We start from the raw sequence: 14,801 nt of genomic DNA, 5'->3' as shown, positions 1-14,801 counted from the left end.
ATTTACTTTCCCCCTATTCTAATCAGATATTCCCACAACTTCTCCATTTCTTACCTTTACCTCTTTCTGAAACCTCTTGCCTTTATTTCTGCATGTTAATTTCAATAAATTGTCATTAGAATACTCAACTTTTTCAATAAGATCAAAATTTTCACTCTCTGCTAAAAGTGTAAATCCGAAATCCAGCCAATAATAAATTAATATCCTCTCCTTTCCCTCTTTATTTTTATCTAAAATTATCAATTCATCGCCATACATATCTAAAAAATCTATAACATAAAAATCTTTCATACAATAACCTATTTGAGACCCTGTCCACTTCTTGGAAAGTTTCTCTCCGTCCCAGTTAAATACAAACATGCGATTATTTTGTTTGTTATCAAAATGAGTTGATTTATATACTCCGATAAACAATTCCAAATTTTCTGAATCATCTATGTCTCCTATCTCAACCTTCCATGGTAAAACTTTAGAAAAATCATATTCCGATACTTTTATCCAATTCACTTTTGAAGATAAATTTTCTGATCTATATATACAAACTGCATTGCCGTATCTTCTGTCTTTTTTATCTCCTAAGACTGCAAAAAGATAGTCCTTATTATAAGCATAATCTATAAGTTCCTGGTTTTCATCTAATTTCAAGGCATAAGCTGTTTTATACCAATCAGAAGATTCTTCCTTTTCTTTTGGCAAATGGATTATTATTGCCATAAATACAACAAAAAATATAATGAAATATATAGCTGTTTTGTAGCCCTTGCCCAAATACAAGAAACTGCACTCCTTTTTATATATTCAATCCTTAGCATGATTATAACATATTAGAATAAAAGGTTGCAATTGGAAAAAGCAATAAAAATAATTGCCAAAGTCTATGAATATATGAAAACTTTGGCAGTATAAAATATTCCTAATACTTAGCCATACACTGAAAAAAGAATATCTTTTAGAATTATGATTATAAAACTGTCTCTCTATATAAATATTATCTTTAAACTCAATTAAACATTATATATGTTTGCTTTAAAATATCTCATATTCTTTTCTATCCAGCAAGCTGTTTCTTTAAGTCCTTCTTCTAATGTATATTTGGGACTCCACCCTGTTAATTCCTTTATCTTTGTATTGTCTGCCCATAGTCTGTTTACTTCGCTTCCCTCAGGTCTTATTCTGTCTTCATCACATATAATGTTGACCTTTTTCCCTAAGATCTCTATTATCTTCTCCGCTAAATCTCCAATACTTATTTCATGATTTGACCCGGCATTAACAACTTGTCCTATAGTTTTATCACTTTCCGCTACCTTTATAAAAGCGGAAACAGTATCCTTTACATAATTAAAGTCCCTTGTAGGGCTTAAACTACCTAATTTAATTTCCTTTTTCCCCGATAATATTTGGGATATAATTGTAGGAATTACAGCTCTGGCAGATTGCCTCGGTCCATAAGTATTGAAAGGCCTAATAGTTGCTACAGGAAGATTAAAGCTCCTATAAAAGCTCTCCGCCATCTTATCGGCTCCGATTTTAGAAGCAGAATAGGGAGACTGCCCCTGCATTGGATGCCCTTCATCTATTGGAACATACAAAGCTGTACCGTAGGTTTCAGAAGTAGATGTATGTATAATTTTTTCTACTCCATAATCCTTTGAAGCTTCCAATATATTTGTAGTCCCTTCCACATTAGTCCTTACATAAGCCATAGGAGATAAATAAGAATATGGTATCGCTATAAGAGCCGCCAAGTGAAACACTATGTCCTGCCCTTTTACAATTCTTTTAACATTATCGTATTCTCTTATATCCCCTGTTACAACATGAATACCGTTTTTAATTCCATCATCAAAAGTATCTATCCAACCCCAGTTGTTAAAGGAATTATACTGAACCAAAGCAGTAACATCTGCTCCCATTTCAACTAATTTTTCAGTCAAGTGGCTTCCTATAAATCCTTCAGCACCTGTCACAAGTATTTTTTTATTTTTTAAATCCATGTTATTCCTTCCTTTATCAATATCTATAGGATAAAAACAAATCTGCTTTCCTACCATTTTTCTTTTCCCACTTATCAATCAAATAATTATATATATTTTCATTATGAATTCTTTTTCCGATATAAAAGTCAGACGTATTTTTTGAAAAACTTTTTTTAAACAAATATAGAGAATCCTCTTCGCTATCTTTTAGTCCTCCGCCAAAATGAAAAAATTTACATTTCCTTTCTTGAGCAAATTTTATTGCTTCCCATAAAAGTATATTATTGCTTGCATACTTTAAATAATCTTTTTTAGTTCCCGACAGATGATAATGAAAGTAGTCCCCATATATCATGAATACCGATGCTGCAATAACTAAATCATCTTTTAATACATTCATTATAATAAAATTTTCATTTTTACTCATTTCATGATAATATTTATCATGAAAATAATATTCTTTTGCCGCTCTCACTTTGTCCATTGTTTCCTCATATATTTGTTTAAAAATCTTATAATCATTGTTTTCAATTACTTTCAAATCGTTCCTTTTTGCCTTTCTTATTTTATTTCTACATTTAATTGATATATCTTCATTCCATATAGTTTGTATGTCCTCTTCTAATTTCAAATAAACGGTCTTTCTGTTATGTAAAATTTCTATATTCTCTTTAAAAAATTTTTCATTTTTAATTAATGGATGAAATCTTATAAATTCAGCAATAATATTACTGGTAGTACAGTATTTTAAAAAACATTCTTCAAAATTTTTTAAAAACAGTTCATCACCGCAATTGCTTATCGGTCCTCCATATCCATAGGCTGTTTGTATATCATAATACTTCTTTTCTAATCCATAGCCATTTATTTCATTTAGAAGAAAAGGATACAATGCTGTTTTCCCATTCTCTTCATAAATAAACATCTTTCCAATTCCATCTCCATTTAATTCATATAGTTTATAATATTCAGAGGTAAAATATATATCTCTATATTGGAGAGGTATATCATTCAAACATCTATTCCACTCCAAACAATTTGTGTCAATAATGTAATACACTTTTTTCACCTCTATCTACGATTTATTTTATAAATATATCTTTTCATATTTTTAAATCCACTCGTTTCATCAATAAAAACTCTCTTTTTTTCGCCGGTTTCAATATATCCATTTTTTAATACATTTCTTATAGAACCGACATTATCTTCCAATATCCAGCCGTCTATCTTATTAATATGCTTTAATTCATTAGTTGTATAATCGACCGCAAATTTTATTATTTGTGTTCCAATACCTCTCCCTTTATATTTTGAATTAACTCCATGACCGGTTTCTGCAACAATTTCTCCATTATTGTTCACTATGTCCAAATATAAATATCCTACGGGTTCATCCAAAGAATCGGCCTTAACTAAAAACATTATTCTATCGGTTCTTTTCAACTGTTCCAAATACCATTTATATAACTTGTCTCTGTCAGGTTTTTCCCTATGGCCTGTCCAATAAATATTTTCTTCATCACATCTTAACATATAAAAGTCATCAAAATCTTCTATAGTACATTTATCAAAAATTAAATTCAGTTTAAAACACCTCCCATATTAGATATAGAATAATAAATTATCCACAAGTCTTTCCATATCTTTTGACGTATATCTCTGATCTATTGGTAAAGTTAATACATGACTAGATAGATAATAAGAATCTTTAAATGATAAAGGCACAAAACTATGATTGATATTCCAATGTATTGGACAGTATATAGAATTCGTCATCAAACTTTTTCTTATCTCGTCCCTATTATTTATTAATATTGGGAATCCTAAAGGTATATTATCTTTTAAAAGATTTTCTCCAAAAATTATTTTTATATTTTCATTATTTTTTAACCTATTATAAATATATCTGTAATTATCAATTCTAATATTTTTTATGTTATCTATATTTATATTAGATAAAAGTTTTTTAGACTTAGGCATAATTTTAAAGATACTGTTTTCCCTATTTAAATACTCTTTTTTAGCCTTATCAAATAACTTTAAGTAATTATCTTCAGTACCAATATGAAATTCCTGGAATAACATTTTACAGCTTCTGGCAGTGTTTACTAATTCATAATATTTGCTACTATCACTTCTATCATATTTAGCTTTGATATCATATTTCGTTAAAACTATACTTCCATCTATAGGAATAAATTTTCTATAACTATTGAAAACATAATCTCCGATAAAAAAATTTCTTGGATTAAACCACAAAGATTGTACAGCATCCTCAATTATAATAATTTCTCTGTTTTTTAGATTATTAAAAAATCTAATCGTATCTTCACTATGAGGAAAACCGAAATAGTCAATAAAAAATACAGCCTTAACATTATAATTTTCTATATTTTTCATAATAGACTCTGCATTAATTTCTAATTTCCTGTTTACATCATAAAATGCTATTTTTATATTATTCTCTATAAATACATTAACTATATCTAAACATAAATATGAAGGTAAAAGAATATATTCATCTTCACGTACATCCATATTTTCAATAATAAATTTAATCGCACTTTGTCCTCCATCTAAATATATTTCTTCATCATTTTCTTTAAAATTATCGATTTCACTACTAATCATATTTAGGTCAAACCAAAATTCTCCTCCAATAGGCTTTAGATATCCTTCCATAATATAATCTCATCCTTATTTAAATCTCTCTTTAATTTTCTCCCAACTAATATATCTACTAATTCAGGCTTAATTCCGGTTCCGGGACGTTTAAATTCCAACATATCTCTCTTGATTATAATTCCTTCTTTTAAATCAGAAGCAGCAACTATACTTCTTCTAACATCTTTCATAATAATCTTTTCTCTCTCAGTTGGCTTCTTTATTCCGCTGCCCAACAACTTCTCCGTATTTCTAATATGAATAATATATTCTTTAAATTCATCAGGCGGCATTGATGCTTTATGATCAGGTCCTTCCATATTTCTATCCAATGTTATATGTTTTTCAATAAATTCCGCTCCCAATGCAACAGCAGCAATAGCTGATTCAAATCCTAATGTATGATCTGAAAAACCTGTAGGAACATGAAATGCATCTCTCATAGTGATCATTGCCCTAATATTGACATCCTCAATATTAGTTGGATAATCAGTTGTGCAATGCATGATTTTAACTTTTCTATTGCCGGTGGAATAAATTACTTCTAAAGCCTTTTCCACTTCTCCAAGAGTACTCATGCCCGTAGACAATATTATAGGCTTTCCTGTCTCACCAGCAGTCTTCAAAAATTCCAAATTAGTTACTTCCGTAGAGCCAATTTTAATTAATGGAACACCTAATTTAACTAAAAAGTTTAAGCTTTCTACTCCATCAGGTGTAGAAATAAATATAATTCTCTTTCTATCACAATACTCTTTTATTTCTCTAAATTCATCGAATGGAAGCTCTAACTTTTTTATCATATTAAATTGACTTTCTTCTTTAGGCATATTTTGTTTTTGATATTCTGCTTTTTCTGCAAAAACTCCTGTACTTTCATAAGCTTTAAAAGTTTGAAACTTTATGGCATCTGCACCACAATTATAAGCAACATCAACCAGTTCCTTTGCAAGCTTAACATCACCATTATGATTTACTCCAGCCTCAGCTATAATAAAAACCGACATAGCAACCACCCCTAAACCAATTTTTTCTTAAGCAGTTTTTCATCTATATTTAAATTTTTTAGTATCCTTACAATTTCTTTACTTGTGTTTCCATCTCCATATAAGCTTTTGGCATACTTTGCTTTTTCCTTAAATTCACCGCTTAGAGCTTTATTGACTGCTAAGACAATGTCTTCACAATCATTTGAACAATCAATAATGCTTTCTGCTTTCAGTCTGCCCTTCTGTCTATTGCCAATATTCACTGCAGGTATTCTTAAATATGGAGCTTCAACTATAGCACTTGAGGAATTTCCTACTACAGCTCCACAATATTTCATAACACTTAAGTATCTCCTACTGCCTAAATTTTTAAATAAATGAAACTTATCATTTTCGCTGGAGAACTTTACCAACTCCCTAATAATATAATCACTTCCCAAATCAGAATTAGGATAAGTCATAATTACAGTCTTGTTCAATATATTTAGTGCCTGCAATAAATTCGATATCTGTATTTTAATATTGTTGTTCTCTAAGGTTACTGGATGATAAGTAACCAATAACGTATCTCTATCAATTTTAACCTTTAAATCAGTTTCTATCTCTCTTTTAGTCATCAAATCAGTTTTCTTTATATTTTCAATCCCCGGATCTCCTACATTAAATATTCTCCAAGGTTCCTCTCCCATCTTTTTTATATTTTCTCCGTAATATTCAGTCCCAGGGAAATGGACATGAGATATCTTTGTAATAGCATGCCTTGTTTGTTCATCAATTGCTCCCTCTGTCACTTCTCCCCCAGAAATATGAGCTATGGGAATATTCATAAACATAGCAGTAACAGCAGATGCAAATATTTCATATCTATCTCCAAGTATAAGTAAAAAATCCGGATTCAATTTTTCAAAGCATTGAGAAAATTGTATAATCGCTAAACCTATTTCTCTCGCAATAGAACCTTTTGAACAATCATCCATTAATATTGGAATCTTAAAATCTATTTTAAATCCATCATCTACTATGTCATTAATTGTATAACCATATTTTTCGGATAAGTGAGATCCTGTAACTATTAACTGCAGATTCAATTCATTGTCTTTACATATTTCATACATAGTATTTTTTAAAAGTCCATATTCAGCTCTCGTACCAGTTACTACCAAAATATTACGCATTATTTTCACGCTCTCTTATTAGCAATTCTGCAAACTTAAAATCCATTTTACTGTCAATATCAATAGAACTTCCATTATCCATGATATATCCAGTCATATTATCGGTTTCTAAAGTTTCTTTCTTAATTAAAATTTCTTTTCTTATTATGTAAATAGCCCCATTATATTTATATATCTTAGGAAGAGCCTGCCTCGATTTAATCTTCTTTCCCTCTTCCAAAAAATATATTAACTTTTTCCCTTCAAAAATATTAGTCCAATATGGGTTGGTCTCAACCTCACAAACAGAAATTATGCCATCAAACTTAGTATTATTTACTTTTTCTAAGCACAGATTAATGTCTCTATATGTTCTCAGCGGTGAAGTACATTGCAAAACGCATACATAATCAGATTCAAAATTTTCATTTGTTTTTAACCAATTTATACAGTGAAGTACAGGTTCTACTCCGGGAGTATCATCTCTTGCCAATTCAACAGGTCTTAAAAAGGGCACTTCTGCTCCATATTCCCTGCTTATTTCAGCTATTTCCTTATCTTCCGTCGAAACAATCAATCTATCAATATATTTGCTTTTCAGAGCCTCTTCTATAGTCCATGCAATAAGAGGTTTCCCACAGAGATTTTTAATGTTCTTCCTTGGTATCCCTTTTGACCCACCTCTTGCAGGAATAATGCCTACAACTTTCTTACTACCGATCACTCTAACCACCCTCACTGTTTTAAATAAACTATATTTTCAACATCATCATTGACCTTATTATAATCATCTATCTTCCCTATATCCATCCAATATTCTTCTATTTCATAATTTCCTACATTTAGTCCTTTATCTATGCAAATATTTATCAAATCTGTAATCTCAAAATATTTGTTTTCCGGTATATATTTTATCACCTCAGGATTCAAACAATATATCCCTCCGTTAATCAAATATTCTATCTCCGGTTTTTCCACAATTTTTTCTACGGCATTCCCCTTAGGCTGAATCACTCCATAAGGTATCTGATAAAAATACTTCTTAGTCCCAACAGTCATAGGGAATCCATTTTCTAAATGAAATTTCATCATATTGTCTACATTTAAATTCGTAAATATATCTCCGTTAATGACAAAAAAAGGTTTATCAAGATAATCTTTGGCAAGGTATATACTTCCTGCTGTTCCTAATCTTTTCTTCTCTTTTATGTATTCTATCTTGACTCCATAAGCATAACCATTCTGAAAATAATTTTCTATTATTTCCGACTTATAATTAACAGAAATAAGTATATTGTTATATCCATACTGTTTAAAATTATTGATAATATGATAAAGAATGGGATCTTGTCCTACCTTTAGCATTGGTTTCGGAACTTCTTTTGTCAGATTTTTTAGTCTTGAACCCAAACCTCCTGCCATTATCAATACAGGGTTTTCTTTTCCCTTGGGAAGCAATATATCATTAATACTTATTAAGTCTAAAACTCTGCCAAAGTCATCTACTATCGGAAGCTGTTTTATTGCTTTTTTTATAAATATATCCTTTATATCTTCTCTCGTTGTTCCGATTTTAGCATATACCGAATTATAATGAATAATATCCTTTATAGAATTATTTAAAGTTACACCATTAAGGAGTGCCCTCCTTATATCTCCATCCGTAACAGTACCTATTAGTCTTTGATCTTTATCTACGGCCAGTACTATTCCTCTGCCACCTTTATCCAATTTTTCCAGCACCATTCTTATAGTATAATCAGGCAATACAAATACATTTTCCAAATTTGTCTTCATCACATCATCCCTCAATAAAAGATAATATATCCTCATTCATTTCTTTATACACAGGATCTATTAATTTAATATCGTTGTTGCATACTTCCACAAAATTCTTAAAAGTACTGATAATCCTAAGTCCTTTCATAAGCGGAGCTCTTTCGGATTTCATACTTTCTATTCCATCAATCAATACTTTATAGTTGACCCTGTTCATAGGAAGAATAAATGTTTTGAAAAAATCATTATCGTTCATTTTGAATCTTATATTGTCAAGCTTTGAATACATATTCTCTGACTGACTAAAATTTTGATTTTTAACCAAATTGAATATTTTCTCTATTACTTCTCTATATTCCCTTATGATTTTTAATGCCTCACTATGAGATTTGTCCATTTTATCAGCCTGAGCTTTTAAATATTCTTTATCATAAATAACTTTGGTACCGTTCAACCAATTTTCGTCAAATACCTCATCAACTAAATAATCGCCTATTATATCTCTCAACTCTTTAAAACCCGTTCCTTCAATATTTGCTCCGCCTTTAGTTGTATTGATAACCTTTAAGCCGGTGAATATGCTTATATAATATTCCATCTGTTTTCTCATCCTATTAAAGCCTTCATTAGTCAAAACTTCGCTTCCGTCTACAGATTTTACCCAGATTCCCTTTTCTATCTCTTCTTTGGAAATATCTTTGCTGTACTCTATTCCTTCCGAATGTCTCTTCTTACCTTTATAAGCCAAATTTTGTCCTACAAGAATTATAGGATCAAATCCCAGTTGATAAAGAAGTTGAAGTGTAACTACAGCTATTGTAGGTGCATCAAAGACTATATTCATTTTGCTCTCGTCTTCTGTCTTCAAATAATAATTTGAAACAGTATCCTGACTCGTAATCATATGATATTTTTCTCCCGGATAATCTATAAGGGTTTCATATCCTACACTGCTCCCGAATATTATCGGAATATCCGATATATTTTGTTCTTTTACCTTTGCAAATACTTTCTGATTATTTACCGTCGGGTCATATGTACATGCTGCATGAGGATATATATCATTATATATAAGAGTATTTATAGCCGAACCCACACTGAAAATATAAGCTAATCCTTTTTCCTTTATATACTTAAGATTTTCAATCTCATCATCAAGAGAAGGTCCTGCAGAAACAAGTATAGCCGGTTTTCCTTTAAAGTGTCCTTTCTTTTCCATAAGAATATTAGGAGTAGAAACAATATATTTAAAGTTTTTCATACTATTAAGTATCCATCTTTTTTGGAAAGAAAATTCTGTATGAAGTTCACTCTTTTTATTCTTAATTGCTCTTTTAAATATATCTAAGAATCTTTCATATTCTTTAGGGAAAACACTTTTATGTATTGGCAGTTCAACTATAATGGTATCTTTTCTGGTTTTATCTATGATATTATTTAAGAAACTAACTATTTTCTGTTCATCTATTCCTAATATTATGCCTTTTAACCTTTTGATGGGAAGTTCTTTTAAAGATTTTTCGGATAAATAAGTATATAATATCTCCGGAACAGATTCAACTATATAATAATTAACATTCGGATGCTTCTTTAAAAATATTTCTATATGGTATCCCAGACCCGTTCCATAAAATATAACACTGGAACCGTCTTTCACGTCTTTGTATCCGTCAACTATCGTTCCCGCTTCTTTTAAAGGATCATATTTACTATGCATGTATACCCTTTTATTCCCCTGATTTATAAATAAGGTTTGTCCTTCTTTTTTAGCCGGTTCTACATGAACCATATTTAAATCCAAGTTATTCTCAATATTTTTTATTTTTTCCCAACTTTGGGGACAGGATTCTCTTAAAATATTTATATTGTCAGTTAAGATCATGAACTTCTACCCTCCTATCCACAAGAACATTTAATTTTCCCTTCATTGATTCAAATAAAGGAATTATTTCATAAGAAAGAATATCTCCTATTGAAACCAAATCTTCACTTGAAAGTATCTCCTCAAACTCTACCATCAGTTCTTTTAAAGAATATATGTCCTTAGCATACAGATTCCATGTTTCATAGCTTTTAACTATGTCCTTTATATTGTCGTTTTTATCGATTACTTCAAAAGTATCCATTATCCAGGTAATGCCTTCAAACAAATCAACTAATTTCCCCCAAGCTTCTTGATTCGGAGTCGTATAAAATTCATTAGATAGAATTCTAATCTCAGGCAATGAATTTTCTATATAATCATATGTACTTACAATTACATCCTGTATAACTTCATTAAACATTTTTGCTACAAATTTAATCTCTTTTATATTTTTTATATTATCCGATATATAATCATAAAAATCATCATAGACATCTATGCCGTCCACATTTAAATGGCTGAATGTATAATTTGAATCAAAAATAATTTTCTTCCCTTTTTCAAATATTTCTTTAATAACATCCTTATTATTATCATATTCCATTACTTGATTCAAAACATATATTTTCATCTATTTACCCCCCAAAATTCGACTTTACATTCATTATACATTTTTTCTATATAATTATCATCAATTCTTCTTCCATTTTCTCAACTATTTATATACTATCCCTTAAATATATCGGTAACTCAAATAAAAATGTTTATAAATAAAAGTAGATCAAACCTAATATTTTCAGTCTGATCTACTTTTTATTTACTTTTATTTATCCGATTTTATTTTTTAAAATTTTTATTTCCACTTCATGTCTTCCGACAATTTCTTTAAGAGCCTCATTATCTTCTGCAATTCTGTCGACTTGAGTATTGACTTTCGTCTTAAATTCAGTCAATTCAATAACCTGGTCATATATAACTTCGACTTTTTTATAGATCTTTTTCTGTCCTTCTTCCAATATACTGAATTTAGTCTCCAAAGCATCATATTTTTTATTTAATTCTTTTTGTCCTTCCGACAAAGTATCGTACTTCCTGTTTAATTCTTTTTGTCCTTCCGACAAAGTATCGTACTTCCTGTTTAATTCTTTTTGTCCTTCCAACAAAGTATCGTATTTCCTATTTAGTTCCTTTTGTCCTTCTTCAAGAGTACCGTACTTGACTTCTAAAGTACCAAGTCTATCATCCAAAGTACCAAATTTCTTGTTTAACTCTCTCTGTCCTTCTTCAAGGGATTCATATTTAGTTTCTAAAATGCCGAACTTCTCATTTAGGTCATTCTGCCCGTTCTCAAGTGTTCCCAGCTTTTCCAAAACAATCTTTTGAAATTCTTCGTTAGTCACACTTTTGACCTCCTATATTTTATTCAATAAATAAATTATATCATACAAGAATTATAAATATCAATGATTAAAATAAAAAAATATTTATAAATAAAATCATATGTCGACATTATGATGACAATTGTTGGTATATAATTTATTTAGATACTTTATCGGCAAAATACAAGAAAAATTTATTATTTCTTAGCATCAATATTATAACAATCTCTACATACAAATATAGCAGAGCTCCCTCTGCTTATTTTAATAAATATATCATTCTATATCCTTAAATAATTTCAAAAATTTCTCATGCCCTATTTTGTACTGAACATTTCTGAAATGCTCCATATCCATATAATAACTCATCACTTTGGATTCATATAATACCTTTGTCAACAAATCTTTCATGTAAATAACCTTTCCGTATTTAATCACTTGAAACTGCAGTTCTATATCTGCATTGTTCAGAATAACTATGTCTATATCCTCCCTTTGTAATATCGATACCAATTCATCCAATATTTCAAGTTTAACAAAGCTCTCTCTTTCTCCTTCTAAATATATTGCAATATCCAAATCACTGTTTTCCCTATTCTTATTTGTATATATATTATCATATTCAGACAATTTTAAAAAATATTTTTCATCAATTTAAATCAAAAGGATTCCTTTAGATTTAAAAAATCTTTTTATTATATTTTGATAAAATCTCGTAGCCTGTTTTCAAAAAAAAATATTTATCATACAAATAGTTATTTTAAAATATTCTGAGACAAAGTATATAAAAAAGTTCTATGCCGATAATTGTGGTAATTATCGGCATAGAACTTGCTTTAGCAAACAATGCCTTTATTCATATACATAACATTCAATTTTCAATTCTCAGAAAACGTTATACATGAATTAAAACTATTTTCCCTGCTGTACTGCTGCTTCCTGTTCTTGCTGATAAGCTATCTGGTCTTGTTTTTTAAAGAATGGGTAATAAACCAAACAAGACATTAATAATATAATGACTTGTATTAAACAGCCTTTCCATCCTCCCACCATTAATCCCGAAATAAGAAATGGGGTACTCCATGGCAGTAAAACACCGGAAAACGGTTTGAGAAAACCTACGGCAATGGAACCGTATACAATCAAAGCAGCTATAACAGGAACCGCAACAAAAGGTACAAACATGATAGGATTCAATACAATAGGCAACCCAAATGTAACGGGTTCATTAATATTAAAAATCGCCGGTACTATGGATAATTTTCCCAAACTCTTGTATTGATTCGATTTTGCTCTAAACAACATAGCAATAACGATTCCAAAAGTTATACCGGAACCGGAAATCAACAAAAAACTATCCAAAAATTGCTGTGTTACAATATGAGCTCCTCCTCCCACCACAAGTTTGCCTGTAGCCTGAAGCATTTCCGTATTTTCTACCGCATTGGCCGTTAATAAAGAGCATACTATACCATTTACTACAGATTGTCCGTGAACGCCGAACCACCACAAGAATGAAATAAAAAATGCAATAGCAATAACCCCAGGAAGCGAATCCGTAAGCCCTTGCAATGGTACTTGTAAAACCTGATAAATCCATTCAATAAACGTAGTATTGAATCCAAACTTAAAAATAATATATACAATCATGGAAACTAAAAAAATAAAAGTTGCCGGTATTAAAGCCGCAAATTGATTTGATATTGCTTTGGGAACACTTTCCGGTAATTTTATCACAATATCCCTCTTCATAAACCAAGAATAAGAATATCCTACAAATAATCCAACAATAATAGCTGTAATCATTCCTTGTCCGCCTGTCCACGTTTTGGATATTACATCTTTTACCATGTCACCCTTATCCGTAACCATATAAGAATTAGTTATTATAAAAAATGAAGAAAGTGCCAGTATACCGGCCGGTAATGCTTCATGGCCTTCATTTTTGGCATAATGATAAGCTATGGCAAAACACGATACGATTCCCATTATAGCAAATGTACCTCCCTGGACTTGCAGAAACGGTTCCGTCCAATTCTGCCCAAATATTCCAGCAATGAAATTATTTATATGCTCGGACGGCAGTGAACCAATAATTAAAAATATAGATCCTACTACAGTTAAAGGTAAGATGTTCAGCATACCCTCTTTCAGAGCAACAATACCTTTCATATTTACAAATTTCATAATTTTATCAATAGCTTTAGTACTGAATTTTGATTGTGACATACCTTTTCCTCCCTCTATAAATTTGATACTGTATTACTTTTTTAATAAATTTAAGGCAAATTCTAATACCTTTTCCCCATTCATCCTGCCATAATCAGCCATAGGAATAACATCAACGGGGACACCTTTTTGTGCACATATTTCTTTTGATTTAGGCAAAGTATAAGCCACCTGAGGCCCTAAAAGCATAACATCGGCATCATCCAGACAGTCTGCCATTTGTCCCTGCGAACATGCTTCAACATCTACCTCTATATTCTTAGCATCCGCAGCTTTTTTCATTTTGTCAGCCAAAAGGCTGGTTGAAAAACCTGCTGCACAAAATAATTTAATTTTAATCATTATATCTTCCTCCCATCTTTTTATTGATTATTTTTTCCTTCCAACAAAGTATTTACTACCTTACGAAGCTCGACAATCTGTTCAATCAAATTAATTTCAGTTATAGATGTCATAAGATGGTCCTGTGCATGAACAAACAAAGCAGTTATCTCCATCTTCTTGCCTCTTGCCTCATTTTGTAGTAAAGAGGTTTGGGCATTGTGAGCAGTAACTAAAGATTCATGAGCCATATTCATTTCTTTGTCAGCGTTTTCATAATTTCCATCATTTACATCTCTTAATGAATCATATGCATGCTTTTTGGCATCACCGGCATATATAATTATTTGCATGATTTGTGATTCGGTTTCGTTGATTTCTTCAGCCAACAAAATCCCCCCTTTCTATTTTTTTATAATAAGTCAGTCTTATACCAGCTCTTG

At 30.4% G+C, this 14,801-nt stretch carries 16 protein-coding genes; all 16 read right to left on the bottom strand.

The window, feature by feature from the left end; genetic code table 11:
- Positions 1-18 precede the first annotated feature (18 nt).
- Entirely contained in the window at positions 19-774 is a 756-nt protein-coding gene (locus PP176A_RS10575; protein WP_071140445.1) for a hypothetical protein, read from the bottom strand.
- 230 nt (positions 775-1,004) lie between these two features.
- On the bottom strand, positions 1,005-1,997 hold the full coding sequence (locus tag PP176A_RS10570; RefSeq protein ID WP_071140462.1) for an NAD-dependent 4,6-dehydratase LegB: 993 nt from the start codon (positions 1,995-1,997) through the stop codon (positions 1,005-1,007).
- Positions 1,998-2,013: 16 nt separating this feature from the next.
- Positions 2,014-3,039, bottom strand: a complete 1,026-nt coding sequence (locus tag PP176A_RS10565) for a lipid II:glycine glycyltransferase FemX (protein WP_071140444.1) — start codon at positions 3,037-3,039, stop codon at positions 2,014-2,016.
- An 11-nt stretch (positions 3,040-3,050) separates the two neighbouring features.
- On the bottom strand, positions 3,051-3,554 hold the full coding sequence (locus PP176A_RS10560; RefSeq protein WP_255401678.1) for a GNAT family N-acetyltransferase: 504 nt from the start codon (positions 3,552-3,554) through the stop codon (positions 3,051-3,053).
- A 27-nt stretch (positions 3,555-3,581) separates the two neighbouring features.
- Positions 3,582-4,661, bottom strand: coding sequence for a DegT/DnrJ/EryC1/StrS family aminotransferase (locus PP176A_RS10555; protein ID WP_071140442.1), 1,080 nt, complete (start codon positions 4,659-4,661; stop codon positions 3,582-3,584).
- Positions 4,646-5,650 carry an N-acetylneuraminate synthase gene (gene neuB, locus PP176A_RS10550; protein WP_071140441.1) on the bottom strand — a complete coding sequence of 335 codons (1,005 nt, stop codon included), beginning with the start codon at positions 5,648-5,650 and terminating at the stop codon, positions 4,646-4,648. Before neuB ends, PP176A_RS10555 begins: the two co-directional genes overlap by 16 nt.
- Positions 5,651-5,661: 11 nt before the next feature.
- Positions 5,662-6,807, bottom strand: a complete 1,146-nt coding sequence (neuC, locus tag PP176A_RS10545; protein WP_071140440.1) for a UDP-N-acetylglucosamine 2-epimerase — start codon at positions 6,805-6,807, stop codon at positions 5,662-5,664.
- Positions 6,800-7,510, bottom strand: a complete 711-nt coding sequence (locus tag PP176A_RS10540; protein WP_071140439.1) for an acylneuraminate cytidylyltransferase family protein — start codon at positions 7,508-7,510, stop codon at positions 6,800-6,802. The genes neuC and PP176A_RS10540 overlap by 8 nt, the downstream gene beginning before the upstream one ends.
- An 11-nt stretch (positions 7,511-7,521) precedes the next feature.
- Positions 7,522-8,583 (bottom strand): nucleotidyltransferase family protein, encoded by a 1,062-nt coding sequence (locus PP176A_RS10535; protein ID WP_071140438.1) that lies wholly within the window; start codon positions 8,581-8,583, stop codon positions 7,522-7,524.
- 4 nt (positions 8,584-8,587) lie between these two features.
- Entirely contained in the window at positions 8,588-10,447 is a 1,860-nt protein-coding gene (locus tag PP176A_RS10530; protein ID WP_071140437.1) for a motility associated factor glycosyltransferase family protein, read from the bottom strand.
- Positions 10,434-11,060 carry a hypothetical protein gene (locus tag PP176A_RS10525; RefSeq protein ID WP_071140436.1) on the bottom strand — a complete coding sequence of 209 codons (627 nt, stop codon included), beginning with the start codon at positions 11,058-11,060 and terminating at the stop codon, positions 10,434-10,436. Before PP176A_RS10525 ends, PP176A_RS10530 begins: the two co-directional genes overlap by 14 nt.
- Before the next feature lie 196 nt (positions 11,061-11,256).
- Positions 11,257-11,829 (bottom strand): hypothetical protein, encoded by a 573-nt coding sequence (locus PP176A_RS10520; RefSeq protein ID WP_071140435.1) that lies wholly within the window; start codon positions 11,827-11,829, stop codon positions 11,257-11,259.
- Between the two features lie 255 nt (positions 11,830-12,084).
- Entirely contained in the window at positions 12,085-12,438 is a 354-nt protein-coding gene (gene mntA, locus PP176A_RS10515) for a type VII toxin-antitoxin system MntA family adenylyltransferase antitoxin (RefSeq protein WP_143037684.1), read from the bottom strand.
- Positions 12,439-12,720: 282 nt separating this feature from the next.
- Positions 12,721-14,037, bottom strand: coding sequence for a PTS sugar transporter subunit IIC (locus tag PP176A_RS10510; RefSeq protein WP_071140433.1), 1,317 nt, complete (start codon positions 14,035-14,037; stop codon positions 12,721-12,723).
- A 33-nt stretch (positions 14,038-14,070) separates the two neighbouring features.
- Complete coding sequence (locus PP176A_RS10505) at positions 14,071-14,379, bottom strand: PTS sugar transporter subunit IIB (RefSeq protein ID WP_071140432.1); 309 nt, start codon at positions 14,377-14,379, stop codon at positions 14,071-14,073.
- 20 nt (positions 14,380-14,399) lie between these two features.
- Positions 14,400-14,747, bottom strand: coding sequence for a PTS lactose/cellobiose transporter subunit IIA (locus PP176A_RS10500; protein WP_200796128.1), 348 nt, complete (start codon positions 14,745-14,747; stop codon positions 14,400-14,402).
- Between the last annotated feature and the right edge of the window lie 54 nt (positions 14,748-14,801).

The organism is Sporanaerobacter sp. PP17-6a (assembly GCF_900095615.1).
GTDB classification, from domain to species: domain Bacteria; phylum Bacillota; class Clostridia; order Tissierellales; family Acidilutibacteraceae; genus Acidilutibacter; species Acidilutibacter cellobiosedens.
Note: the sequence above shows the minus strand (reverse complement) of the source record. Positions and strands in the feature narration are given on the sequence as shown.